This window comes from Geobacter sp. 60473 (assembly GCF_036323535.1).
Classification (GTDB): Bacteria; Desulfobacterota; Desulfuromonadia; order Geobacterales; family Geobacteraceae; genus Geobacter; species Geobacter sulfurreducens.
This window is the reverse complement of sequence record NZ_AP028967.1, coordinates 3,334,609-3,359,212: the sequence shown is the minus strand read 5'-3', so window position 1 is coordinate 3,359,212 and position 24,604 is coordinate 3,334,609. Positions and strand designations below refer to the sequence as shown.

Annotated in this window: 22 protein-coding genes; 4 read left to right on the top strand and 18 right to left on the bottom strand. The window is 60.0% G+C overall.

From position 1 onward, the window contains the following. The first annotated feature begins 113 nt into the window (after window positions 1–113). The 3 genes from AABA48_RS15245 to AABA48_RS15235 all read left to right on the top strand — a co-directional run bounded on the left by AABA48_RS15245 (window position 114) and on the right by AABA48_RS15235 (window position 2,670). Window positions 114–464 (top strand): VOC family protein, encoded by a 351-nt coding sequence (locus AABA48_RS15245; RefSeq protein WP_254278257.1) that lies wholly within the window; start codon window positions 114–116, stop codon window positions 462–464. A 17-nt stretch (window positions 465–481) separates the two neighbouring features. After that, window positions 482–1,087, top strand: coding sequence for a hypothetical protein (locus tag AABA48_RS15240; protein WP_286351155.1), 606 nt, complete (start codon window positions 482–484; stop codon window positions 1,085–1,087). A gap of 278 nt (window positions 1,088–1,365) precedes the next feature. Beyond that, on the top strand, window positions 1,366–2,670 hold the full coding sequence (locus AABA48_RS15235; protein ID WP_286351154.1) for a pyridoxal phosphate-dependent aminotransferase: 1,305 nt from the start codon (window positions 1,366–1,368) through the stop codon (window positions 2,668–2,670). A gap of 114 nt (window positions 2,671–2,784) precedes the next feature. Here AABA48_RS15235 and AABA48_RS15230 read toward each other — a convergent pair whose 3' ends face one another. From AABA48_RS15230 to AABA48_RS15180, 11 genes are all read right to left on the bottom strand, one after another. Further along, complete coding sequence (locus AABA48_RS15230) at window positions 2,785–3,738, bottom strand: transglycosylase domain-containing protein (protein WP_286351153.1); 954 nt, start codon at window positions 3,736–3,738, stop codon at window positions 2,785–2,787. Between the two features lie 2 nt (window positions 3,739–3,740). After that, a complete protein-coding gene (gene pdxA / locus AABA48_RS15225) occupies window positions 3,741–4,760 on the bottom strand; it encodes a 4-hydroxythreonine-4-phosphate dehydrogenase PdxA (RefSeq protein WP_286351152.1) in 1,020 nt (339 codons plus the stop codon). A gap of 85 nt (window positions 4,761–4,845) precedes the next feature. Further along, on the bottom strand, window positions 4,846–5,262 hold the full coding sequence (locus tag AABA48_RS15220; RefSeq protein ID WP_286351151.1) for a F0F1 ATP synthase subunit epsilon: 417 nt from the start codon (window positions 5,260–5,262) through the stop codon (window positions 4,846–4,848). Window positions 5,263–5,322: 60 nt separating this feature from the next. After that, the gene (atpD, locus tag AABA48_RS15215; protein ID WP_010940789.1) at window positions 5,323–6,735 is read right to left on the bottom strand and encodes a F0F1 ATP synthase subunit beta; all 1,413 of its coding nucleotides are present in this window, start codon (window positions 6,733–6,735) and stop codon (window positions 5,323–5,325) included. 57 nt (window positions 6,736–6,792) lie between these two features. After that, window positions 6,793–7,656, bottom strand: a complete 864-nt coding sequence (gene atpG, locus AABA48_RS15210) for an ATP synthase F1 subunit gamma (protein ID WP_286351150.1) — start codon at window positions 7,654–7,656, stop codon at window positions 6,793–6,795. 21 nt (window positions 7,657–7,677) lie between these two features. Next, the gene (gene atpA / locus AABA48_RS15205) at window positions 7,678–9,189 is read right to left on the bottom strand and encodes a F0F1 ATP synthase subunit alpha (RefSeq protein WP_010940787.1); all 1,512 of its coding nucleotides are present in this window, start codon (window positions 9,187–9,189) and stop codon (window positions 7,678–7,680) included. Between the two features lie 8 nt (window positions 9,190–9,197). Then, window positions 9,198–9,740, bottom strand: coding sequence for an ATP synthase F1 subunit delta (gene atpH, locus AABA48_RS15200; RefSeq protein ID WP_286351149.1), 543 nt, complete (start codon window positions 9,738–9,740; stop codon window positions 9,198–9,200). Then, complete coding sequence (locus AABA48_RS15195) at window positions 9,737–10,357, bottom strand: ATP synthase F0 subunit B (protein ID WP_286351148.1); 621 nt, start codon at window positions 10,355–10,357, stop codon at window positions 9,737–9,739. Before AABA48_RS15195 ends, atpH begins: the two co-directional genes overlap by 4 nt. Window positions 10,358–10,359: 2 nt before the next feature. Next, window positions 10,360–10,785 carry an ATP synthase F0 subunit B gene (locus tag AABA48_RS15190; RefSeq protein ID WP_010940784.1) on the bottom strand — a complete coding sequence of 142 codons (426 nt, stop codon included), beginning with the start codon at window positions 10,783–10,785 and terminating at the stop codon, window positions 10,360–10,362. A gap of 178 nt (window positions 10,786–10,963) precedes the next feature. Further along, the gene (locus tag AABA48_RS15185) at window positions 10,964–11,803 is read right to left on the bottom strand and encodes a ParB/RepB/Spo0J family partition protein (RefSeq protein WP_286351147.1); all 840 of its coding nucleotides are present in this window, start codon (window positions 11,801–11,803) and stop codon (window positions 10,964–10,966) included. Next, window positions 11,796–12,569, bottom strand: a complete 774-nt coding sequence (locus AABA48_RS15180; RefSeq protein ID WP_286351146.1) for a ParA family protein — start codon at window positions 12,567–12,569, stop codon at window positions 11,796–11,798. Before AABA48_RS15180 ends, AABA48_RS15185 begins: the two co-directional genes overlap by 8 nt. 187 nt (window positions 12,570–12,756) lie before the next feature. Here AABA48_RS15180 and AABA48_RS15175 point away from each other — a divergent pair, with 187 nt between their 5' ends. Further along, the gene (locus AABA48_RS15175; protein WP_286351145.1) at window positions 12,757–13,038 is read left to right on the top strand and encodes a cytochrome c3 family protein; all 282 of its coding nucleotides are present in this window, start codon (window positions 12,757–12,759) and stop codon (window positions 13,036–13,038) included. A 60-nt stretch (window positions 13,039–13,098) separates the two neighbouring features. Here the strand turns inward: AABA48_RS15175 and AABA48_RS15170 are convergent, their stop codons facing one another. From AABA48_RS15170 to nifJ, 7 genes are all read right to left on the bottom strand, one after another. Continuing rightward, on the bottom strand, window positions 13,099–13,488 hold the full coding sequence (locus AABA48_RS15170) for a response regulator (protein WP_286351144.1): 390 nt from the start codon (window positions 13,486–13,488) through the stop codon (window positions 13,099–13,101). A 17-nt stretch (window positions 13,489–13,505) separates the two neighbouring features. Beyond that, a complete protein-coding gene (locus tag AABA48_RS15165) occupies window positions 13,506–15,635 on the bottom strand; it encodes a sensor histidine kinase (RefSeq protein WP_286351143.1) in 2,130 nt (709 codons plus the stop codon). A gap of 129 nt (window positions 15,636–15,764) precedes the next feature. Next, the gene (gene selB, locus AABA48_RS15160) at window positions 15,765–17,675 is read right to left on the bottom strand and encodes a selenocysteine-specific translation elongation factor (RefSeq protein ID WP_286351142.1); all 1,911 of its coding nucleotides are present in this window, start codon (window positions 17,673–17,675) and stop codon (window positions 15,765–15,767) included. Between the two features lie 30 nt (window positions 17,676–17,705). Next, entirely contained in the window at window positions 17,706–19,484 is a 1,779-nt protein-coding gene (locus AABA48_RS15155) for an ABC transporter ATP-binding protein (protein ID WP_286351141.1), read from the bottom strand. Window positions 19,485–19,634: 150 nt separating this feature from the next. Then, window positions 19,635–20,222 carry a GTP-binding protein gene (locus AABA48_RS15150; RefSeq protein ID WP_039647351.1) on the bottom strand — a complete coding sequence of 196 codons (588 nt, stop codon included), beginning with the start codon at window positions 20,220–20,222 and terminating at the stop codon, window positions 19,635–19,637. 18 nt (window positions 20,223–20,240) lie between these two features. Next, window positions 20,241–20,732: a roadblock/LC7 domain-containing protein gene (locus AABA48_RS15145; protein WP_039647353.1), complete on the bottom strand. Its 492-nt coding sequence runs from the start codon at window positions 20,730–20,732 to the stop codon at window positions 20,241–20,243. Between the two features lie 262 nt (window positions 20,733–20,994). Next, window positions 20,995–24,582, bottom strand: a complete 3,588-nt coding sequence (gene nifJ / locus AABA48_RS15140) for a pyruvate:ferredoxin (flavodoxin) oxidoreductase (protein ID WP_338270701.1) — start codon at window positions 24,580–24,582, stop codon at window positions 20,995–20,997. Between the last annotated feature and the right edge of the window lie 22 nt (window positions 24,583–24,604).

Genomic DNA, 24,604 nt, shown 5'->3' with positions numbered 1-24,604 from the left:
AGTGTCCCCGCGCCCGTCGGTTTTGGCGGGAAGCGATTCCCCCTTGCCGCGGACGGTACCGTCTGCTATGGTTCGATCCATTGTGATCCGTATACTTTTTCGGGAGGATTCCCATGATCGAAGCAATGAAAAACGTGGTGGTTTTTGTCCGGGACCTGGAGGCGGCAAAGAGGTTCTACCGCGACCAGCTCAAACTTCCCCTTGCCCAGGCCGGCATGACCATGATGGAGTTCTTCTCCGGCGGCACCACGCTTGGTGTGGCTCAGGCCCTCACCCCCGACGCACTGGTCTTCGTGGGGCGGCATACCGGCATCACGTTCCGGGTGAAGGACATCGACAGCTTCTGCACGGAATTGGTCCAGGCCGGCGTCCGTTTCGATCAGCCCCTTGAGCAGAGCCCCTGGGGCAAGATGGCGGTTGTCAGCGACCCGGACGGCAACCTCTTCGCCCTGGTGGACCGGTAAGGCATTCCGGCTCCATCATGTGGTTTCTCCGCACCGGTGCACTTCTCTGGCTCCTGTCGGCCGTTGCCATCGGCACAGTGTCTGCTGCGCCCCCGCCTGCCCGTCCCGAAACCGGCAAGGGAGTCCTGCTGGTAAAAAACTCGCCCGCGCATGATAATGCCGGCGGTGGGTCTTTTGTCGTCATCTATCGGGAACCCGGCATTGGTCGCATCGGCGAACTGCGGGTGGCATCGCTTCCCGCTCTCGCCGGAGTGGTCAAGACACCGCCTGGGGTACTCGCCCTGGCGGTAACCGCCACAAAGGGGGAGTGGCTGAGGGTTCACTATGACGATGCGGGCCGCTCCGGCTGGCTGGAACCCCGCCGGACCTGGACCTACCTTACCTGGGAAGAGTATCTTCGCGGTAAGACGGCACGGCTGCTGCGCGGACTGAGGAAAGAATTCTACCTGGCCCGGAGCGGGCCGGACGGCAGTGCCCCGGAACTCCCCCCGCTCACGCCGGAGCGGAGCATGCGAATTCTTGACGTTGACGGAGACCGGGCCAGGGTCCTTGTGGACCTGAGCGTGATGGCGTGGCTGCGCTGGCGCGACCCGGACGGGCGCTTGCTGATCACCGTTGAGTGAAGCTGCCGGGCAGGCCGTCCGGTAACGGCATATTCCCTGCGGAAAAAAACATTGACGCCACGCACTCACCGTGGTATCTGAAGTCGCTATGAAGAAAAACATCGTTTCCATCGCTATCGCAGCACGAGCTATCACCGCAGCGGCGTCCGTCGCCGCAGGGTTACCCGCTGCCGTGTGAGGAGGCGTATACGCTTCGTGTACCGGAAGGCCGTGGGGAACCCCCACGGCCTTCTTCATTTTCAGGCAATCACAACAGGACCATAAGGGGGACGACTGACGTGAGAAATGAACTGGTTACGCCCGGAGCCGGCGAACTGACCTACGAAATCCGCAACATCGTGAATGTGGCGGAAAAGCTCCAGAAGCACGGAATCAAGATCAACTGGGAGAATATCGGCGACCCGATCGTGAAGGGTGAGGAAATCCCCCGCTGGATGAAGGAGATCGTGGCGGCCGCCGTGATGGAGAACGATACCTGGGGCTACTGCCATACCCGCGGGGTACTGGAGACCCGGGAGTTCCTCTGCGGACTGACCAACAGCCGCGGCGGAGCCCAGATCACCCCCGACGACATCATCTTCTTCAACGGACTTGGCGATGCCATCTCCACGGTTTATGGCAATCTTCGCCACGAAACCCGTATTCTGATGCCATCCCCCACCTATACCACCCACTCCATCGGTGAAGCCGCTCACGCCCAGGCGGCGCCGGTCTGCTACCGGCTGAAGCCTGAAGACAGCTGGCTCCCCGACCTGGAAGATCTGGAAAATCATGTCAAGTATAACCCTCAAATCTCAGGCATCCTTCTGATCAACCCCGACAATCCCACCGGCATGGTCTACCCCAGGGAGGTCCTCGAACAATTCGTGGCCATTGCCCGCAGGTACGAGCTCTTCATCATTGCCGACGAAGTTTACAACAACATCACCTACAACGGCCAGGCCACCGTACCCATCTCCGACGTGATCGGCGATGTGCCGGCCATCGCCATGAAGGGAATCTCCAAGGAAATCCCCTGGCCCGGCTCGCGCTGCGGCTGGATCGAGGTCTACAACGGCAACCGCGACGAGCAGTTCCGCAAGTTCCTGAACTCCATCCTCTCCGCCAAGATGAATGAAGTCTGTTCCACCACCCTGCCGCAGAAGTGCATCCCGGCCATCATGAAGCATCCCGAATACCAGACGTACCTCCGGGAGCGAATCGCATGCTACGAGCGGATGAGCACCATCACCTACGACTGCCTCAAGCAGGTCCCGGGGCTCCTGGTTAACCGGACCAACGGTGCCTTCTACATGTCGGTCGCGTTCCGGGACGGACTCCTCACCGACCGGCAGTCGCTGCCCATTGAGAGCGTCGAGGTCCGTGACTTGGTAGAGAAGCTCGTGAACGCCCCCGGGGTCTCGCCGGACAAACGTTTCGTCTATTATATCCTGGCAAGCACCGGCATCTGTATCGTGCCACTCTCTTCCTTCAACACCCCGCTTCAGGGCTTCCGGGTTACGCTGCTTGAAAAGGATGAGAACGAGTGCATGCGCATTTACCGTACCCTGGCAGAGAGGATCAAGGAGTACTTGAACTCCTGATCACGATTCGCCGTGGTAACAACAAAAGGGGTGACCGGAACAATCGGTCACCCCTTTTTCTCTTCTCTCCGATTGCCGCCCCGGCGGACAGCAGTCCGAGCACGTCCGGCTACCTCAGCGGGCAGGCGACGGGCTCTGCTGTTCGCCACCATCTCCGGCGGCCGGTTCGCCGTTCGCAGCCGGTTGTGGCGATACCGCCGGCACCTCTTCGGGTGCCAGCTCGTCGGGCGCTGTCGTTGGCTGGGGCTCAAGCGGCACGGTTGCGCCCGTCCTGTTCTCGAAGGTCGTTTCTTCCTTCTCGATGCTTGCGTCCACCTTCCGCTGGAGTCCGGCGATGTTTGGCGTCTGGGCAAGGGCCTGACGGTATTCGTCGTCCGACAGCACTCCCTTGCCACGCAGCAGGCGCAGGATCATATCCGAGCGTTTCAGGACCTTGCCGAGGTTCTTGTACGGGTTGTAGGCCACCCGCGGACCCGGCAGCATGGCGGCCAGGAAGGCACACTCGCGTGGAGTAAGCGCAGAAGCAGATTTGCCGAAGTAGTATCGCGCGCCGTGACCTATGCCGTAGACCATGGGACCTAATTCCACGACGTTCAGGTAAAGCTCGATTATCCTCCCCTTCGTCAGTTCCTCTTCCATCCGTTTGGCAAGGACAATTTCCTTGATCTTTCGCGAGATGGTTTTCTCACGGGAGAGGAACAGATTCTTGGCGACCTGCTGCGTGATGGTCGATGCGCCGCGGGCAAAGCTCTTTTTTTCGAGATCGTACTTGATGGCGTTCTTGATCGCCTTGACGTCGATTCCTTCGTGCTTGTAGAAATTGGCGTCTTCAGCCAGGATCACCGCCCACTTCATCTCCGGGGGGATGCTGCCTGACGGCGTCCAGTATCGGTTCTTGGGCCCTACCGTGAAGGGATGGTACTCTCCGTGCCAGTCCTTGACCTGAATGGTCATGGTGGTGCGACGGTTCTTCAGTTCTGCAACCGACGGGAGAAACATGAGCGATATGGCGATATAGATCCCATATGCGACCACGGCTCCGATGGCCAGATACAGCAGCTTCCTCATCCTCACGGCGCTCCGCTCTCCTCTCGCATGTTCCCGGCCATTGCCGCGGCCATCATGATGGCGGCCTTCATGCTCTCGGCAGAAGCCTTCCCTGTGCCCGCCAGGTCGTAGGCGGTACCGTGGTCCACTGATGTCCGAATGATGGGGAGCCCCAGGGTAACATTCACACCATCGTCAAAATGGAGGAGCTTCAGGGGAATGAGCCCCTGGTCGTGGTACATGCAGACAACCGCATCATATGCTCCCTGCACGGCAAAGTGAAAGAGGGTATCTGCGGATAGAGGGCCTGTCGCGTCAATACCTTCCTGCCGTGCTGCCTGGACGGCTGGAGCGATGATCCGAGACTCTTCGTCCCCGAACATCCCTCCCTCGCCGCAGTGGGGGTTGAGGGCAAGCACCGCGATGCGGGGATTGCGTGTAAAGTAGTGGTGTACGTCCCGGTGCGTGATACGAATGGTCTCCAGCACTCGTTCGAATGTCACCAGTGCGGGGACCCGCGCCAGGGCCTCATGAATGGTTACCAGCGCAACCCGTAGCCGTGACCCTGCCAGCATCATGACGACGCGATCAGCTCCGGTAAGCTCGGCAAGAAGCTCAGTGTGTCCGGGATACCGGTGTCCCGCCCGGTTGAGTGCCTCTTTGTTGATCGGAGCCGTTGCCATACCGTCAGCCTCACCCTTGAGACAGAGGTCTGCAGCATGACAGATGGAGCGAAACACGGCCTCACCGCTGGCGATCGTCGGTTGACCATAGCAAAGGTCATCGGGGGAGAGGGCAGTAACCTTGTGAAGATTAACGACTCCGTCGGCAGACTCCTCAATGGGAACGCTCTTCGACGTCTCTATTCTGAAGCCGGTTCCGGCCAGGGCAATTCCCCGACTCATGGCGAACTCGTCGCCGACCACAAGGTGCCGGCAGCACTCTCTCACCGCCGGATCGGCCAGGGCTTTCGCTATGATCTCGGGGCCGACCCCGGTCGGATCCCCCATCGTGATAACAATGCGAGGTTTTTTCATCTGCATGGCGGAATCATAGCAGGTTTCAAACGCGTCCCGGTAAAAAAAAAGAGCGGCAGAGCCGCTCTTTTCAGTATGTTATCGATGATGGTTATTTTCTCGCAGCTTTTCCGGCGACCTGCATCCGGATAAGTGCACGCTCCAGTGCCGCTTCCATGACACGGTAATCCTTGTCTTCGGGAGCAAGCTTCTTGAGTGCAGCTTCAGCACGCCCCATGGCAGCCTTTGCGCGTTCGAGGTCTATCTCGTCGGCACGCTCGGCGGTCTCAACCAGTACCGTAACCTTGTCGTCCTCAACCTCGAAATACCCCCAGTTGAGCGCAAGATGGACGAACTGCCCACCTTTCTTATAGGTAAGCTCCCCAATCTTCAGTGAGGTAAGAAAGGGGGCATGCCCCGGCAGAACGCTGAATTCTCCAAGCGCACCTGTCGCCGTAATCTCATCGACTTCTTCCGACAGGATCTTCTTGTAAGGGGTAACCAGATCGACTTTCAGTTTTTCAGCCATCTATCGTAGTCCTTTATGCGGAGGACACCATCCTCCCCCGCGACGAGGTCATGTAAATCCTTAGGCAGCGAGCTTCTTGGCCTTTTCGAGGGCCTCTTCAATGGTTCCGACCATGTAGAAGGCCTGCTCGGGAACATCGTCATGCTTACCGGCGACGATCTCCTGGAAGCCCTTGATGGTGTCCTTCAGCTCAACGTACTTGCCGGGGCTACCGGTGAAGGCCTCGGCCACGTGGAACGGCTGAGAGAGGAAGCGCTGGATCTTCCGAGCCCGGGCAACGACCAGCTTGTCCTCCTCGGAAAGTTCGTCCATACCGAGAATGGCGATGATGTCCTGGAGATCCTTGTACTTCTGGAGTACGTACTGGACCTGCCGGGCGATGGAGTAGTGCTCCTCGCCGATTACCTGGGGGTCGAGAATCCGCGACGTGGAGTCCAGCGGGTCAACGGCCGGGTAGATGCCGAGCTCGGCGATCTGACGGGAAAGAACGGTCGTTGCGTCCAGGTGGGCGAAGGCGGTTGCCGGAGCCGGGTCGGTAAGGTCGTCGGCCGGAACGTAGATGGCCTGAACCGAGGTAATGGAGCCCTTGGTGGTGGAGGTGATTCGCTCCTGGAGTTCTCCCATCTCCGTGGCCAGCGTGGGCTGGTAACCAACGGCGGAGGGGATCCGGCCGAGGAGCGCGGAAACTTCGGAACCCGCCTGGGTGAAGCGGAAGATGTTGTCAACGAAGAGAAGCACGTTCTGACCTTCTTCATCACGGAAGTACTCGGCAATGGAAAGGGCGGAAAGGGCAACCCGGGCACGTGCTCCCGGCGGCTCGTTCATCTGGCCGTAGACGAGGGCGGCCTTATCGAGAACGCCGGACTCCTTCATCTCCATCCAGAGATCGTTTCCTTCGCGGGTCCGCTCACCGACGCCGGCAAACACGGAGAAACCACCGTGCTGCTTGGCGATGTTGTTGATGAGCTCCATGATGAGAACGGTCTTGCCGACGCCGGCGCCGCCGAAGAGGCCGATCTTGCCGCCCCGGGCGTAGGGAGCGAGAAGGTCGACAACCTTGATCCCGGTGGTGAAGGCTTCAACCTTTGTGGACTGGTCCACGAAGGCGGGAGCTTCGCGGTGGATCCCGTACTCTTTCTCGGCGTTGACCGGGCCCATCTCGTCCACCGGCTCGCCGATGACGTTGAGGATTCGACCCAGGGTCTTGCGGCCCACCGGCACGGAAATCTGCTTACCGGTATCGAGCACTGCCTGGCCCCGGACAAGCCCGTCGGTGGAATCCATGGCGATGGTCCGGACCGCGTTCTCACCCAGGTGCTGGGCCACTTCGAGCACCAGGTTGTATTCCTTATCGTCAATGGCCGGGTTGGTCACCCGGAGGGCGTTGTAGATGGGAGGCAGTTTGCCCGGCTCGAACTCGACGTCGATAACCGCGCCGATGACCTGCGAAATTTTACCGAAGTTCTGACTCATGGTGCCTCTTCCTCCTGCGGCCCGTGCCGGGCCTCTATTTTATAATCGTAAGATTGCTTAGCCCTTGATCGACTCGGCGCCGGAGATAATCTCCATGAGCTCGGTCGTGATGGCGGCCTGACGTGCCCTGTTGTACTGGAGCGTCAGCTTGCCGATCATCTCGGTCGCGTTCTTGGACGCGCTGTCCATGGCGGTCATCCGGGCGCCGTGCTCGGACGCAACCGACTCGAGCAGTGCCTTGAACACCTGCACTTCGATGTGCTTGGGAAGAAGTTCCGCCAGGAGTTCACCCTTTGAAGGCTCGTAGATGTACTCGGGAGCATACTCCTCTGTAGAGGCGGCCTCGGGTGCGATCGGCAACAGCTTCTCCAGGGTAATGTCCTGGGACATGACGCTCTTGAATGCGTTGAAGAGAATGTAAACCTCATCGTATTCTTCGGCGATGTACCCTTCTATAATTTCCTGGGCCAGCAGCGCAGCTGCCGGGTAGCTGAGATTCGCCAGAACGTTTCCATAGTTTTTATGGACTTTCTGACGGTTCTTCAGGAACTCGTAGCCTTTGCGGCCGACGGTCATGACGGAAATCTCGGCGAACTCGGCCTTTTTTTCCTTGATGAATCGTTCCGCCGCTTTGCAGATATTGGCGTTAAAGCCACCGCACAGGCCCCGGTCAGAGGTGACCACGATCAAGAGAGCCTTCTGGCTGAGACGCTGCTGCATCAGCGGGCTCCCGCTCTCGTCCTGGCTCTTTGCCAGCCGCTGGAGCACTTCCCCCAGCTTCTTCGCATAGGGACGGGCGGCAACCACGTTTTCCTGAGCGCGGCGCAGTTTGGCGGCCGAGACCATTTTCATGGCCTTGGTTATCTGTCTGGTGTTTTTGACCGAGACAATACGCTTTTTTATGCTTTTAAGGCTTGCCATATGGTGAGGACCGTCCTTAGATTACGCAGTAAATTCCTTCTTCAGCTCTTCCAGAGCGGCGATCATCTTTGCCTTCAGATCGTCGTCAATGGCCTTCTTGTCACGCAGTTCAGCGAGGATATCGGCCTTTCTGCTGTCGAAGAAGGAGTAGAGCTCACTTTCATAGCGACGCAGGGAGGAGACGGGGTACTCGTCCACAAAGCCGTTGTTGGCGGCAAAGATGACAAGGACCTGCTTCTCGTTCGGGATCGGCCGATACTGGGGCTGCTTGAGGATCTCGACCAGACGCTCGCCACGGGCAAGTTGCATCTGGGTCGCCTTGTCCAGGTCGGAACCGAACTGGGCGAACGCTGCCATCTCGCGATACTGGGCGAGGTTCAGACGGAGCGTACCGGCAACCTGCTTCATGGCTTTCACCTGGGCTGAGCCACCGACCCGGGAAACCGAGAGACCGACGTTGATGGCCGGACGCACACCGGAGTAGAACAGGTCGCTCTCCAGATAAATCTGGCCGTCGGTAATAGAAATAACGTTGGTCGGAATGTAGGCGGAAACGTCACCGGCCTGGGTCTCGATGATCGGGAGCGCCGTGAGCGAACCGGCGCCGCAGTCGTCGGAAAGCTTGGCGGCACGCTCAAGGAGACGGCTGTGCAGGTAGAAGACGTCACCCGGGTAGGCTTCACGTCCCGGCGGACGACGGAGGAGCAGGGAGAGCTGACGGTAGGCAACGGCCTGTTTGGACAGGTCATCGTAAATGATGAGAGCATGCTTGCCGTTATCCCGGAAGTACTCGCCCATGGTGACGCCGGTATAGGGGGCGATGAACTGGAGCGGAGCCGGCTCGGAAGCGGAGGCGGATACAACGATGGTGTAATCCATCGCGCCGTATTCCTGCAGCTTGCTCACCACCTGGGCAACGGTGGAACGCTTTTGGCCGATGGCGACGTAAATGCAGATCAGGTCGCCGCCCTTCTGATTGATGATAGTGTCGATGGCAACAGCGGTCTTGCCGGTCTGGCGGTCGCCGATGATGAGCTCCCGCTGGCCCCGACCGATCGGCACCATGGAGTCGATGGCCTTGAGACCGGTCTGCATCGGCTGGTGGACTGACTTCCGCTTGACGATACCGGGGGCCTTGACTTCGACTTTGCCGAAGGTGGTGGTATTGATCGGCCCCTTACCGTCGATGGGTTGGCCGATGGCGTTGACCACGCGACCGATGAGGGCTTCGCCTACCGGAACCTCCACGATCCTGCCGGTCCGCTTGACGGTGGTCCCTTCCTTGATGTTCTCGTTGTCTTCACCGAGGATCGCCGCACCGACGTTGTCCTCTTCGAGGTTGAGAACCATGCCGGAGACCCCGCCGGGGAACTCCAGGAGCTCGCCGGCCATGGCCTTGTCCAGGCCGTGGATACGGGCGATACCGTCACCGACGGAGATGATGGTGCCGGTCTCGGCAACCTCTACCTCCTTGCCGTACTCCTTGATCTGCTTACGGATAATTTCGCTGATTTCTTCGGCTCTGATTTCCATGGAACCTCTCACCCCTTCTGTAATATATCCTGAATCCTGTTCAACTGGGTCCGTACGCTGCCGTCAAATACCTTATCGCCAATCTTGGTGACCACTCCGCCGATGAGAGCGGAGTCCACTTGAGCCGAAAGCTCTACCCGCTTGCCGGTCGCCTTGGCAAGGGCACTCTTCATCCCCTCAACCTGGGCATCGTCCAAAGGAAATGCCGACGTGAGGACCGGGCGGACAATGCCGGAGAGTCCATCGGCGAATACTGCGTAGCTGTGCGCGATCTGGGGAGTGAAGCCGATTCGCCCCCTATCGAGGAGTACCTGCAGGAAATTGGAGACGGTGCCGGAGAGATTCAGTTTCGCAAGGACATCCCTGAGAATTTCCCTCTTGGCTTCAATGCGGTACGCGGGGCTCTTGAGAACGGAAGCCAGGTCGGCATTACCGTCGAGAAGGGCCGTGAACTGCCCCAACTCGACACCGAACCGGTCGACCGCTCCCTCCTCGGCCCCGAGCTGCACCAGCGCCTTGGCGTATCGACGTGCAATAGCGTTCGAGATCAATGTAAGTTCTCCACCTTGGTAAGATATTCGCTAACCAGCCGATCCTGGTCATCTTTCTTGATAGCCTCGCGCAGAGCCTGCTCAGCCATCTGCACCGCGAGGCGCGCCGCCTCGTCACGAAGTTCGGCCCGGGCCTTGAGAACTTCCTGGGTAGCGGTCGCCGTAGCCTGTTCACGTATCTTTTCGGCAGTGAGCCTGGCCTCAGTGATAATGCGCTCTTTCTCCAGCTCACCCTCCTTGCGGATGGCTGCATAAATCCCGTCGATTTCCTGATTGGCTTTTTCAAGCTTCTCGCTGTACTCGGCGAACTTCTTCTCGGCAGCGGTCCGCGCCTCTTCGGCCTCGCGCAGGGCCTTTTCCACATTGGCGGAGCGATCGGCGAGGGCCCCCTTGGCATTGGCCTTCTTGAGCGCCCAGACAATCACGCCGGCAAGGGCGATAAAGTCGATGACCCGCCACATGAAATCCTTCATCTGTTTGCCGGTATCCACGTGGTGGGCGCCTTCCCCGCCACCCGAGGCATGGCAGAGTACAACAGTGCCGGCCACCAGAAGGCAGATCGCGGCAGTCGACACAAAAGGCTTCAGGAGCCCGTTTTTCTTAAACGCGTAGGCCATTGTTACAGACTCCTCCCGAGCACTTTCTGGCAGATTTCAAGGGACAGGGAACGGGATTGCTCCTTCAGGAACTCCTTGGCATCGACGGTTTCCTTGGCCACCCGGCTCTTGATGGAAGCAAGGGAATCGGCAGCTTCCTTCCGGGCCTTCTCAAGAATCGCCGACTCCTCCTGCTGGGCCTCCTTACGCAACACCTCGCGCTCAGCACCGGCCTTGGCCTTCACATCGCGCAGACGTGCTTCATAGAGGGCCATCTTCTCTTGCACCTCTTTGTCGACTACCGCAGCGCGTTCCCTGGATCCGTCGATCTGCGCCTTCCGGTCCGCGATAACTTTCCTGATCGGCTTGAACAGAAAAACGTTCAGGATGATCATGAGAACCAAAAAGTTGATTACCTGAATGACAAAGGCAAGATCGAGACTTATCACTCTACACCCCGTTCGTGATCCGACTGAATTTTGTATACAGTATACAAATCGGCTGTATTAAAAAAAAATACTCTGGCGTGGCCGTAAACAGACGTTAGCTACCATAGACGATCCCGCATGTCAAGGGATTTATACCGGTTGCCTCGCCTTCGCGGGCCACTCCGTGCCCCGCGAAGGACTATGCGATAAGCATATCGACAATCCTCGACAGCTCCTCCTGATTGCCGAATGCTATCTCGATTTTTCCGCCACGGCCGCCGCGCCGGATGACAACGCGGGTCATGAGCCGTCGCTGGAGTTGTTCCACAAGGTCCGCGGAGTGGACATCGGCGGATTTTGCCTTCGCCCCGGCTCTGGCTCCGGCCTTGAGGCGCTTGACCAGGCCCTCGGCCTCCCGGACCGTTAGATTCCCCTTGATGATAGCGTCCCGAGCCTCTTTGATCTGGGCATCGGAATCGAGCGCAAGAACCGCCCGAGCGTGCCCCATGGCAAGGCGCTCCTCGATTATATCTCTCTTCAGTTCAACCGGGAGCTTCAGCAACCGCAGCGAGTTGGCTATGGTGGAGCGGTCCTTGCCGACCCGCTTCGCCAGCTCCTCCTGGGTGAGACCGAAATTCTCCATGAGTGCATGGTAGGCCTCGGCCTCCTCCACGGCATTCAGATCCTCGCGCTGGATGTTTTCGATGAGGGCCATCTCCAGGGCCGTATCTTCGGAAACATCCTGTATCACCACCGGGACTTCGCGCAGGCCGGCTTTCTGGGCGGCACGCCAGCGTCGCTCACCGGCGATGAGTTCGTAGTGATCCCCCTTCTTCCGGACCACCAGGGGCTGGATAATACCTTTTTCGCGGATCGAGGCGGCCAACTCTTCCAGCTTTTCCGGGACAAAGGTCTTGCGGGGCTGGTTTTTATGGGGGCGGATATCTTCGATTGGGCACGAGAAGTAGCGCTTTCCCTCCTCTTCCACGACGGGAAGAAGGGCAGCCATCCCCTTGCCGAGGCCGGTTTTTTTAACCACGACGGACCTCCCTTGTCATGAGTTCCCGGGCCAGCTCCATGTAGCTCACCGCCCCCCGGGACGTGATGTCGTAGAGGATGACGGGGCGACCGTGGCTGGGCGCCTCGGAGAGGCGGACATTGCGCGGGATGACCGTCTGGAAAGCAATGTCCGCAAAATGACTTCGTATTTCCTCGCTAACCTGGCGGGACAGGTTGTTTCGGCCATCGTACATGGTCAGAACGATCCCCTCGATGGCAAGGCCGGGATTGAGCCCCTTCTGCACAAGCTTTATAGTCTTGATAATCTGCGAAAGCCCCTCCATGGCGTAGTATTCGCACTGGAGAGGAATCAGGACCGAATCAGCAGCGGTCATGGCATTCACGGTGAGCAACCCCAGGGACGGAGGGCAGTCGATGATGATATAGTCATAACGCTGCGCGAGACGGGCGAGCGCCGTCTTGAGCCTGCGCTCCCTCTCGGGCATGGAGACCAGTTCGAGTTCGGCACCGGCCAGGTCGGTGGTCGAGGGGAGCAGATCCAGGTGAGCAAGGTCGGTTCCAACGATGAGCCCCGACGGGTCCACATCATTGATGATGGCGTCGTAGACCGACTCCTCCAGTCCAGCCTTGTCAACACCGACACCGCTGCCAGCATTCCCCTGGGGATCCATGTCGACCAGCAGCGTATGCTTCTCGGCCGCAGCAAGGGATGCTGCCAGATTAACAGCCGTGGTGGTCTTGCCGACCCCCCCTTTTTGATTGGCGATACAAATTATTTTGGCCATGGCTCAATCGCTTTGTCGTTGGCAGTCCTGGAAACTCGTGATAGTTACCATACTCGACACCGTTTGTGAAGGTATTTTTCCTGCGTTCTTTCAAGCTGTTGAACGGGAGGGGGTTTCTCTTTGACTTACGTCAAACCTTCGGGGAGCCCCTTAGGGTATGGTATGGCTAAAACTCCTGAGGTTACCTATGAACATGCATCTCGTTCTGGCAATGGCGGTGGTCTGGTTCCTGGCTGGAGATATTTCTCTGGTTGGGGCCTTCGAGTGCAACGTCTGTCACAGTAAAAATCCGGCCATGGTAAAAATGCACGAGGCCGTGCGGGGACGGGGCTGCTTCGGTTGCCACAAAGTCGGTGAACGCCTCATGGGAAAGGGGCAGCCTAAAGACAAGGCGACGCTGATGGAGCGTCGCGTGAAAGATGCCGCCTGCCTTGAATGTCACAAGGCGAAGCCGCAGGCTGGACAGTAGCCGGCGCCCCACCGGCTTCTGCGAACTGCGGGCAGGCAAAGGGCCGTGACGCAGAGCCGGTCAGAATGACAGGCCCGCCGTCGCGAGAAGCGCCATGATCTTCTCACCATCAATGGGCTTCGTCAGATAGGCCAGGACGCCCAGTTCACGACACGTAACCACATCGGTTTCCTCCTGGGACGAGCTGATGACGATGACCGGCGTATGCCGGGTGCGCTCTTCGCTCCGAATGGTGCGCAGGACCTCAAGGCCGTTCATCTTCGGCAGCTTGAGGTCAAGGAGCACAAGCCAGGGGTCCAGAGGGGGGGCCGCCTCGAAGAGCTGGCCGACCGCCTGTTCTCCGTCACGGGCCACGACAATATCCTGCAGCCCATGACGTCGCAACGCCCGCAGAGCGAGGAACTCGTCGTCGGGATTGTCCTCCACAAGTAGTATCGTCTTGGTGTCCACCACCCCACCTCTATCGATTAATCGGGAAAAACGAAGGAAAATACGGCACCTTTCCCACTCTCTCCTTCGGCCCAGATGCGCCCGCCGTGACGTTGGATGATCCTCTGCACCGTTGCCAGTCCAATCCCGGCTCCGTCGAACTCGGCAGGGCCATGAAGCCGCTGGAACGGCTGGAACAGAGCACCGGCATACCTCATGTCAAATCCGACGCCGTTGTCACGCACAAAGCAGGTCTTCATACCGTGGAGCATGATTGAGCCGAAGGCTATCTCAGCGTCCTCGCGGCGGCTGGTGAATTTCCATGCATTACCCATCAGGTGCCGCATGACCGTTTCCAGGAGCTGCGGGTCACCTCGTACGATTACGCCGGGCTCAAGGGAAAAACTCACCCGTCTCAACGGCTGCAACCGGTGCAGTTCTTCAGCGACCCGCTCCGCCACCCCACTCAAATCCACGGTTACGTTGGCGAGTTCGCATCGGGCGAGCCGACTGAGGTCCAACAGGGAGTCGATGGCCCTTCGCAGGTCCATACTGATGCGACAAATTCGCTCCGCATAATGACGGGCCTGGTTGTCGAGACCGGCGAAACAGTCTTCAAGAAGTCCCCGACCAAGTCCCTCAAGCCTCGCCAGATGGGAGCGCAGATCATGAGATACGGCGTAGCAGAATCCTTCGAGTTCCCTGTTGGAGCATTCGAGCTGCTGGGTCCGGTGCCTGATCCGCTCCTCGAGGCTCCGGTTCAGGGACAGGATTTCTTCCTGGGCTCTCTTGACCTCGGAGATATTTTCATGAACCACGGCGACCCGGCCACGGCTGCCGTTCTCAAGCCTCGTGACACGGACCTGGAACCACCGTTGCTCATCGGGGGCGTGGCAGGGATAATCCAGGTGGAACTCATTGATGCGGCCGGCCATCAACTCTCGAATACCCCGCGCCACAGCGGAAGCGGTGACGGCATCGTCGCCCTTCACGTTATCGCACAATCCGAGATAATTGTACCCAATGAAGTGATTGGGGTGAAGCCCCCCGTTTTCATCGGCGAATTTCCGCCAAGCCCGATTGACGGTGACAATGTCCCCCTCGCCGTTCAAAATGGCTACTGGAGCTGTCAGGGAATCGATAGTGGCGTGGAAAAAGCGCTCGGACCTGCGACGCTCCTCGATCTCCTCCAGCAGTCGGGTGTTCGCATCCAGCAATTCAGCGGTTCGAGACCTGATCCGGGCTTCCATCTCTTCCACAAGGTGCTGGAGTTCATCTTCGGCGAATTTGCGACCGGTGAAGTCGGAAAGAATGATGGTCGTGCCACAAAATTTTTCGCTGACGTCGAGCATTCGCTGCACGGTGACCTGAAAATACCGGCGCCCGGCGGCTGTGTCGATGCTCTCCTCGAAACGCGCCTCCCGCGCCTTCCCCTTCAGAAAACGCTTCAGCCGGCTCCAGCGGGGGACGGCCACCTCCAGCTCAGGGCTTCCACTCACACGGTAGTAGTGCGTGCCCGGCGTCGTCGGACCGGCGAACAACTCGACTGCAGCATGGTTCATGAGCACTGGCCGGCCGTCGGCACCCAGAAGCATAACAGGGGAAGGGATGCTTTCAACCAGTGTGAGGAGCCTGTTCTTCTCGTTGGTGATGGACCGGTTGGCCTCCTCCAGTTCGGCAAGTCGCTGGGGATCGGAAACCGATGACCATTCGGCGGAGAACCCAATTTCGACGCGGTCGAAAAAACAGTCGATGAAGAGCCTGCCGGACTCTCGTGTTTTCTCATCCAACCCACTGCCGCGCACCAGATCCTGGTAGCTGCGGCGGTAGTATTTCATGAGGCCGAGGAACATGCCGAGCGTCACACCGCGCATGCGGTGACGTCGGGCTTCCTCAATGCCGAACAGCGTAACGGGGTCTGCAACGGAATCGTAATCCGGCGACAACTCGGGAATCGGCTCTTTTGCCCGGAGAGCATGGATGAGTGACATGGAAAGGCCAGCGACGGAAATCCGCCAGGCTTCTTCAAGCGTGGACGTATAACGCGTGTAGCCGCAATTCTTGGCATAGCCGAGCACGCGAGCCGCAAGCCATCCTTCGTGCTCGGTGACAATTCGTTCGAGGGGTTGAAGCGCCAGTGCATTGTCTATGTCTGCACCCAGCCACACAAATGAATACGCCCGTGTTACGGGCCAGTAAAATTCCCTCTGAGCTGCCGAAAGCTATTAAGCATTATTCATAGAAATAATACCCTATGCCCTCGCCTATGCAAATCAGGGATTTCCCTATGCGACACATCATCCCCGCCTGAGAACCCGTTTGTCACCCACACGAATCGTTATTTTCCCCTGATCGAAAAATTCGAGCAGCGGAATCATGAACTTGCGAGACAACCCCGTGAGCTCCCTGAACTCCGGCGGCATTATTTCTCCCTTCTCACGGAGGTATGCCATGAGTTTTTCTCGGATGTCAGCCAAAGGCTCTGGCGCATAGAAAATATCGCTCTTCACCTTGACCGCCCGCCCCTCCCGAGCCAAGATGTTGAGGTGCTCCAGCAGCATTTTTTCAGCGCAGTGCAGGGAGTCGCACATCTCCTTGATGGTGGGCGGCTCATACCCGCCGCGCTGGAGCGCTTTCTCGAGGCGGACCTGAAGATCCGCCTGGTCCACAGTTATCGTTCCCTTGCGGCCCGGCAGCTTCACCAGATCACGATCCACAACGATCTTGCCCTCTTTCTCGAGGGAAATGAGAAGGGGAGTGAAGAACCGTGGATCGCTGCGCCGCGGCAGGCGGGTCTTGAGTTCTTCCTTGCCGAGACCTTCCCTGAGTGGGTTGTCCCGGAGATACTCCTCGACCTCAGACAGCAGAACCCCTTTGAGCGAGACAAAGGAGGTGCGAGAGAGAAATATGCGCGGTTCGCGCACCATCTGGACCACGTCGCCGGATGACAGAAGCGTTGCCATGGCGGCCTCGGCGCGCCGGGCGCTGAGACCGCCGCGCACGACAATATCCTCGAAGCAGATGCCGGTGAGCAGGCTGCCCGACACGAGAAGCCGCACCGTATCGGACTCGGAACGCTCACCGAGCGCCTCCAGGAGCGCAAGGGCCTCGTCGGAACGGCGGCGGCGGCGCGGGGGCATGGGGTCGAGCACGTTCCCCCCGCCAAGGGTTGCTTGGGGAGAGTAGGAACGAAGCACGAAGGGGTCTCCCGGCAGCAGGAGGACGGGGTGCTTGAGGCGCAGCTGGACGAACGCCGAATCTCCGGGGGCGAGCACGTCACGGTCCAACAGAATCACCTGGGCAGGCACCTCATAGGTGGCGGAGTGCAACCGGAGCGTCGAGCGGTGCCGCAACTCCCGAGGCGCCGACGGCAGATAGTCGAGCCGGGCATCCACGGCGCGCGTGGTCCGGTAGACGCCACGGGGAACCACGATATCTCCCCGTCCCACCTCCGTATGCTCCACCCCCTGAAGGTTGACCGCCACCCGCTGCCCGGCGCTGGCGGCATCCCCCCGGCGGCCGTGGGTCTGGACCCCCCGAACCCGGGCGGACAGCCCCGACGGCAAAAGCTCTACCTCGTCTCCCACACTGATGGCGCCCGACAGCAGGGTGCCGGTGACCACCGTGCCAAAGCCCATAACCGTGAAGACTCGATCAACCGGAAGGCGAAAGGGACCCTCTGTCTTCTTTTCGTCCACCTGGCCTGCCAGTCGCGCCAGCTCCGCCTTGACGGCCCCGATGCCGGCACCGGTCCGGGAAGAAACCGGCACGATGGGCGCCTCCTCAAGAAAGCTCCCGGCCAGATAGTCCCGGACCTCCTCCACTACCAGCTCCAGCCAGTCAGGATCGACCATATCGCTCTTGGTAAGGGCAACAAGCCCCTTTTTAACCCCCAGGAGCTGGCAGATCTCCAGGTGCTCCCGGGTCTGGGGCATGACACCTTCGTCTGCAGCAATGACGAGCATCACCAGGTCCATGCCGCCGACCCCCGCCACCATGGTCCTGACGAAACGCTCATGCCCCGGCACGTCCACGATACCGAACTGAAGCCCTCCCGGCAGCTCAAGGTGGGCGAATCCCAGCTCGATGGTGATGCCGCGCGCCTTTTCCTCGGGGAGGCGATCGGTGTCGATGCCGGTAAGCGCCCGTACCAGTGACGTCTTGCCGTGGTCGATGTGCCCGGCAGTGCCGAGAATCAAATGCTTCATAACAATACCTCCGGAAGATGCAACATCAGGTCAATCCCTGAACTGAAGCTGATAGAGCCGTGCATAGATGCCCCCTTGCGCCAGGAGCTCGCCGTGGGTCCCCTCTTCTACCTTTTCACCCCTGTGGATGACCACTATCCGGTCCGCCCCCTGGACCGTCGAGAGGCGGTGCGCCACCACAATGGAAGTGCGACCAGCCATAAGTGCGGCAAGCCCTTCCTGAATGAGCCGCTCCGACTCGGTGTCGATGCTGGCGGTTGCTTCGTCCAGCACGAGAATCTCAGGGTCGAAGGCAACGGCGCGGGCAAAGGAAATGAGTTGGCGCTCCCCGCCCGACAGATTGCTCCCCCGCTCGCGCACCTGCTCGTCGTAACCTCCGGGGAAGAGACGAATGAAGCGGTCTGCTCCCACCAGTCGGGCTGCGTCCTCCATCCGGGCACGGGCACGCTCGTCTCCCAGATGGATGTTGAAGCCCACCGTGCCGGTGAAGAGGTAAGGGTCCTGGAGGACCACCCCGATCCGACGGCGGAGTTCTGACAGGGGGATCGAGCGGACATCATCGCCGTTGAAAAGGATGTCGCCCCTGCTTACGTCGTACAAGCGCGAAAGGAGACGGGTCACCGTCGTCTTGCCGCCGCCGGTCTCCCCAACGAGCGCCACGGTCTCGCCCCGGCGAATCGTCAGATCGATTCCACGCAAGACGTAGTCGTCCCCCTGGTAGGCAAACCAGACGTTGCGAAACCGGATGGTTTCGATGGTAGGCGCGCCGGCGCTGACGGCAGGACCGGTGATTCCGGCGTCATGATCGGGTGGCGTGTCGAGCAGGCCGAAGATCCGCTCAAGCGCGGCCATGGCGCCCTGCATGATGGAGTATTTTGCCGACAGGTCCCGAATCGGGCCGAAAAATTTCTCAATGTACTGAATGAAGGCAACCAGCGCTCCGAAGGTGAGGGCCCCCGTGATAACCTCTCCTCCACCGTACCAGACGATGAGGCCGACAGCCACCGAGGAGAGTGTCTCCACAAGAGCGTAGAGAGAGGCGTCCCAAGTGATGACCGGCAGATTGGCGTCACGGTATGAGCCGTTGAGCCGGGAAAACTCGGCCCGTTCCCCGGCCTGGCGGTTGAAGAGCTGAATCACCGACATTCCGCCGATGGTTTCGGCCAGAAAGGTGTTCAGGTTCGCCAGGCGGGCGCGCACCTCCCGAAACGCCTTGCGCATCCTGATCCTGAATGTGAATGCGACCCAGACAAGCAGCGGCAGCACCGAAAAGGTGATCAACGAAAGCGGGGGGTTCAGCCAGAGCATTACACCGACGATGCCGGCCAGAAAGAGGATGTCACCAACAATCGTGATGATGCCGGCGGCAAACATTTCGCCGAGCACCTCCACATCGCTGGTAAGCCGTGTCACGAGGCCGCCGGTGGCGGTGCGGTCGAAAAAGGAGACGGGAAGGCGTTGCACGTGGGCGAACAGCTCCAACCGCAGGTCGAGCATTACCCGCTGTCCCAGGTACTGGAGAAGCCACACTTCGAGAAAGGTTATCAGCGATTCGGCCACGATGAGCAGGAGAAACCCTGCGGCAACCAACGGCAATCCCTCCAGCCGCCCCGTGACGATGTGATCGTCGATGGCGGCCTTGAGGACCAGCGGCTGCGCCAGCCGGGCCGCCGCCGAGAGCGGCAGGAGCACGAGCGCCGCCAGCGCCAGCCAGCGATAGGGATGCACATACCGGATGAACCGCAGCATGAGCCCCCGGTCATATGCCTTGCCGACTATTTCATCCTCGTAGGCGCTGCCGTAGTGCATCGCTCTCCTGCCGGGCTGTCCGTCCCCTTTGGTATCTGTCGCCGGAGCCCATAGTAGCGCTAATGTTCGGCTCCGCACAACGAAAAAAGCCCAAGGAAACCCTTGGACTTTTCGTGGTTATTTGTCGGCTGATTGCCAGTCGCGAGGGGTTCAGCGCCCCTTCTTGAGATCGATGAGGATCAGTTTGGCCACGGCCTTGAGGGTCTCGAACACCCCTTCACCGGTGGCTGCGCATGCCTCGAAGTCGGGCACGTTCCGGTGGTTGAGTTCCCGGCGCAACTCCTCAACCGGCACTATGCCGGGGAGATCCCGCTTGTTGTACTGGATCACAAAAGGGATCTTCTCCAGATCGTACCCCTGCTCCTTCAGGTTAAACGCAAGGTTTTCCAAGGACTCGATATTGGCATCCATCCGCTCCTCTTGGGAGTCGGCCACGAAAACGACCCCGTCAACCCCCTTGAGGATCAACTTGCGGGATGCGTCGTAAAAGACCTGTCCCGGCACCGTATAGAGGTGGAATCGGGTCTTGAACCCTCTGATCTCGCCCAGGGCAAGGGGAAGGAAGTCGAAGAACAGGGTCCGTTCGGTCTCGGTGGCGAGACTGATCATCTTCCCCTTGGCCTCCGGAGCGGTCTTCTGGTAGACGTACTGGAGATTGGTGGTCTTGCCGCACAGGCCGGGGCCGTAATAGACGATTTTGCAGTTTATCTCTCGCGAAGCGTAGTTGATGAAAGACATTGCGCCGTACCCCCGCCGCTAGCTGAAAAGATTGTCGATGTCGTCGTCGGTGATCTCGGCGAAGGGAAACTCCTGGATACCGCTTCGCTCCTTTTCCTCGGCCTTTTTCATGAGTCGGTCAAACACGGTGGTCAATTCGTCCGACGCTTTCTTCACCCTAAGCCGGACGAGCCCCAGGGACGAGCGGTTGTCGAACAGGACCACGAGGATTACCCGCCCACCGACGATGGAGATGTGAAGGTTGTCCTTTTCCCCCTCGTGGAAAAGGATGGAGAACTCCTTCTCGCCGATCAGCTTGGCCAGGCCGCCAGTGGCCGCGATATTGCCCGCAGTGAGCGATGCAAGCGAGGTGGTGTCGAACCGTTCGGTCTCCCCCACTCCCGAGATGAGCTGGCCGTTTTTGTCGACCAGAAAGATGACCTTGGCGTTGGCCTCCCGGAGGAGCTTCTCAATGATCGCATTGATCAGCTTGAACTCCTCATCGTACATGACCATCTGAGGATAGGACATGAAACACCCCTCGACCGGGTTGTGGAATGACGGCCCGTTATAACAAAAATTTGACACTCACACAAGAATTCTAACGGTCAGTGTGACGCTTGTCGTCCTTTCAGGCGCCGCGGGCCCGGCAGTAACCGTTTACAATGCAACATCAAGGCCAAGCAAGTCGGGGGCTACCTCCCGAAAGAGCGGGCCGTGCTTCCTCCTTCCCAAAAACGAAGGCCCCGACGAGTTCATCCGTCGGGGCCTTCTGGCTGTTATGGGTCAACTGCTACTTCTCGCAGGTATCCTCGAAGTTGAGGGCCGCCAGCTTCTGGTAGTAGCTGAAGTGGGCCTTGGACCATGCTGCCGCCTTTTTCATGAGATCCTCGTACCCTTTCGGGTTGTTCTTCTTGAGGACGCGGTAGCGGTTCTCGCTGTTGACGTACTCTTCAAAGGCGATGGTCGGGGCCTTGCTGTCGAGCTGGAGCGGGTTCTTGCACTCGGCGGCAAGCTGCGGATTATAGCGGTAGAGGGGCCAGTAGCCGGACTGAACCGCACGCTTCTGGGCATCCACGCCGCTGGTCATGTCGATGCCGTGGGCGATGCAGTGGGCATAGGCAATGATGAGCGACGGGCCGTCATAGGCCTCGGCCTCCAGGAACGCCTTGATGCACTGGGCCGGGTTGGCGAGAGAGACGGTGGCCACATAGACCGAGCCGTAGGCCATGGCCATCATGCCCAGGTCCTTCTTGGAGACCGGCTTGCCGCCGGCGGCAAACTGGGCCACTGCGCCCAGCGGGGTCGACTTGGAAGCCTGGCCGCCGGTGTTGGAGTAGACCTCGGTGTCGAGCACCAGCAGGTTGATGTTCTTGCCGCTGGCGATGACGTGGTCAAGGCCGCCGTAGCCGATGTCGTACGCCCAGCCGTCGCCGCCGATGCACCAGACGGACTTCTTGACCAGGTAGTCGGCCACGGTGAGCAGGCGCTTGGCATCCGGCTCGGGACAGGAAGCAAGGGCCTTCTTCAGCTCCGCCACCCGACCGCGCTGGGCCTCGATGCCGGCCTGGCTCGACTGGTCGGCGCCCTTGATCTCGTTCATGAGGGGCACCGCGCTCGTGCAGGAAGAGCAGGAGCAGGAGGACGAAAGCTTGTCGACCAGCTCAAGGGCCATGGCGTTGAACTTGTCCACCGCCAGCCGCATGCCGTAGCCGAACTCGGCGTTATCCTCGAACAGGGAGTTGGACCATGCCGGACCGAGCCCGTCGGCCCGCTGGGCATAGGGGGTGGTGGGCAGGTTTCCGCCGTAGATGGAGGAGCAGCCGGTGGCGTTGGCAATGACGGTCCGGTCACCGAAGAGCTGCGTCAGGAGCTTCAGGTACGGGGTCTCGCCGCAGCCGAGGCAGGCGCCGGAGAACTCGAACAGCGGCCGGACCAGCTGAGAGCCGCGGACCGTGTCCAGCTTGGCCACGGTGGGGTCCACGTCCGGGATGGTGAGGAAGAAGTCCCAGTTCTCGACTTCTTGAGCGCGCAGGGGCGGCTGGTATGCCATGTTGATGGCCTTGTGGTTCGGGTCTTCCTTACTCTTCGCCGGGCAGTTGTGGACGCAGGCGCCGCAGCCGGTGCAGTCTTCAGGGGCCACCTGGATGGTGAACTTTTGCCCCTTGAACTCGGGAATCTTGCAGTCAACCGACTTGAACGCTGCCGGAGCACCGGCAAGGGCAGAGGCGTCATAGGCCTTCATCCGGATCGTGGCGTGGGGGCAGACGAAGGAGCAGATGCCGCACTGAATACAGAGCTGCTCATCCCACACGGGGATCTCCACGGCGATGTTCCGCTTCTCGAACTGGGAGGTCGCTGTCGGGAAGGTGCCGTCGGCAGGCATCTTGGAAACCGGCAGGTCGTCGCCGAGGCCGGCGATAATCGGTGCGGTGGTCTCCTGCACGAACTGAGGGGCCTTGGCACTGACCACAGGGGGCTTCTGGAGGGTGCTGGTGGCCGTTGCCGGCACCGTCACCTCGTAGAAGTTGTTGAGGCCGGCGTCAACCGCCTTGTAGTTCATCTCCACAACCTTCTCGCCCGCCTTGCCGTAGGTCTTCTTGATGGCGTCCCTGATCTCGTCAACGGCCTGATCCAGCGGGATGATGTTGGATATCTTGAAGAAGGCGGTCTGCATGATCACGTTGATCCGGGGACCGAGTCCGATCTCGTTGCCGAGGCGCACGCCGTCGATCACGAAGAACTTGAGCTTCTTATCGATGATCTGCTGCTGCATGTCGGCGGGGAGCCTGTCCCACACCTCGTTGTGGTCGTAAGGGGCGTTCAGGAGGAACGTGGCACCCTGCTTCGCCTTGGCCAGCATGTCGTACTTCTCCACGAAGGCGAAGTTGTGGCAGGCCACGAAGTCGGCTTCCTGCACCAGATACGGCGCCCGGATGTACTTCTTGCCGAAGCGCAGGTGCGAGGTGGTCATGGAGCCGGCCTTCTTGGAGTCGTAGACGAAGTAGGCCTGGGCGTTGTTGTCGGTCATCTCGCCAATGATCTTGATGGAGTTTTTGTTGGCACCCACGGTACCGTCGGAGCCGAGGCCGAAGAACATGGCTTGGTAGGCCCCTTCCATCGGATTGAAGAAGGACGGGTCGAGGGGGAGGCTGCTGTTGGTCACGTCCTCGGTGATGCCGACCACGAACTTGTTCTTCGGCTTGGCAGTGGCCAGGTTATCGAACACCGCCTTGGCCTGGGCCGGGGTGAATTCCTTGGAACCGAGGCCGTAGCGGCCGCCCACGATGACCGGGTAGCCGTCGAACTGGAACTTCCCGTCGGCCATGGCCTCGCCGATGGCGGTGCGGACATCCAGGTAGAGGGGCTCGCCCAAGGCGCCGGGCTCCTTGGTCCGGTCGAGGACCGCGATCTTCTTCACAGTCTTGGGGAGGGCGGCAATGAACGCGTCGATGGGGAACGGCCGGTAGAGGTGGACCTTCACCACGCCGATCTTCTCACCCTTGGTGTTCAGGTGCTCCACGGTCTCCTGCACCGTGTCGGCGCCGGAGCCCATGATGACGATGACCCGGTCGGCGTCGGGGGCGCCCACGTAGTCCACCAGCCTGTACTGGCGGCCCGTAATCTTGGCGAACTTGTTCATCTCTTCTTCCACGATCTCGATACATTTCGGGTAGAAGGGGTTAACGGTCTCGCGCCCCTGGAAGTAGACATCGGGGTTCTGGGCGGTGCCGCGCATGACGGGATGGTCCGGAGAGAGGCCCCGGGCCTTGTGGGCGGCGATCAACTCGTCGTCCAGCATGGCGCACATGTCGTCGAAAGTCAGCTCCTCCACCTTGAGAACCTCGTGGGAGGTGCGGAAGCCGTCGAAGAAATGGAGGAACGGCACCCGGGAGCGGAGCGTGGCGGCCTGGGCGATCAGGGCGAAGTCCATGACCTCCTGGGAGTTGTTGGAGCAGAGCATGGCCCAGCCGGTGGAGCGGCAGGACATGACGTCCGAGTGGTCACCGAAGATGGAAAGGGCCTGGGCCGCGATGGCGCGGGCGGAGACATGGAAGACCGTAGAGGTCAGCTCGCCGGCGATCTTGAACATGTTCGGGATCATCAGGAGCAGGCCCTGGCTGGCGGTAAAAGTGGTGGTCAGCGCACCTGCCTGGAGGGCACCGTGCACGGCACCGGCAGCGCCGCCTTCCGACTGCATCTCGACAACCGACGGTACGGTTCCCCAGATGTTTTTCTCGCCCATGGCGCTCTTGATGTCGGAAATCTCACCCATGACCGACGAAGGGGTAATGGGGTAGATGGCAATGACCTCGTTGGTGGCGTGCGCCACGTGGGCAGCCGCGGTATTGCCGTCGATGGTTACCATTTTGCGACTCATGCTCTCCTCCTCTGCGATAGGT

Excerpts from the sequence above, each read along its gene's own strand:
- AABA48_RS15245 (WP_254278257.1), top strand. The coding sequence starts at position 114 with ATGATCGAAGCAATGAAAAACGTGGTGGTTTTTGTCCGGGACCTGGAG.
- AABA48_RS15240 (WP_286351155.1), top strand. The coding sequence starts at position 482 with ATGTGGTTTCTCCGCACCGGTGCACTTCTCTGGCTCCTGTCGGCCGTT.
- AABA48_RS15230 (WP_286351153.1), bottom strand. The coding sequence starts at position 3,738 with ATGAGGAAGCTGCTGTATCTGGCCATCGGAGCCGTGGTCGCATATGGG.
- pdxA (WP_286351152.1), bottom strand. The coding sequence starts at position 4,760 with ATGCAGATGAAAAAACCTCGCATTGTTATCACGATGGGGGATCCGACC.
- AABA48_RS15220 (WP_286351151.1), bottom strand. The coding sequence starts at position 5,262 with ATGGCTGAAAAACTGAAAGTCGATCTGGTTACCCCTTACAAGAAGATC.
- atpD (WP_010940789.1), bottom strand. The coding sequence starts at position 6,735 with ATGAGTCAGAACTTCGGTAAAATTTCGCAGGTCATCGGCGCGGTTATC.
- atpG (WP_286351150.1), bottom strand. The coding sequence starts at position 7,656 with ATGGCAAGCCTTAAAAGCATAAAAAAGCGTATTGTCTCGGTCAAAAAC.
- atpA (WP_010940787.1), bottom strand. The coding sequence starts at position 9,189 with ATGGAAATCAGAGCCGAAGAAATCAGCGAAATTATCCGTAAGCAGATC.
- AABA48_RS15195 (WP_286351148.1), bottom strand. The coding sequence starts at position 10,357 with ATGGCCTACGCGTTTAAGAAAAACGGGCTCCTGAAGCCTTTTGTGTCG.
- AABA48_RS15180 (WP_286351146.1), bottom strand. The coding sequence starts at position 12,569 with ATGGCCAAAATAATTTGTATCGCCAATCAAAAAGGGGGGGTCGGCAAG.
- AABA48_RS15175 (WP_286351145.1), top strand. The coding sequence starts at position 12,757 with ATGAACATGCATCTCGTTCTGGCAATGGCGGTGGTCTGGTTCCTGGCT.
- selB (WP_286351142.1), bottom strand. The coding sequence starts at position 17,675 with ATGAAGCATTTGATTCTCGGCACTGCCGGGCACATCGACCACGGCAAG.
- AABA48_RS15155 (WP_286351141.1), bottom strand. The coding sequence starts at position 19,484 with ATGCACTACGGCAGCGCCTACGAGGATGAAATAGTCGGCAAGGCATAT.
- AABA48_RS15150 (WP_039647351.1), bottom strand. The coding sequence starts at position 20,222 with ATGTCTTTCATCAACTACGCTTCGCGAGAGATAAACTGCAAAATCGTC.
- AABA48_RS15145 (WP_039647353.1), bottom strand. The coding sequence starts at position 20,732 with ATGTCCTATCCTCAGATGGTCATGTACGATGAGGAGTTCAAGCTGATC.
- nifJ (WP_338270701.1), bottom strand. The coding sequence starts at position 24,582 with ATGAGTCGCAAAATGGTAACCATCGACGGCAATACCGCGGCTGCCCAC.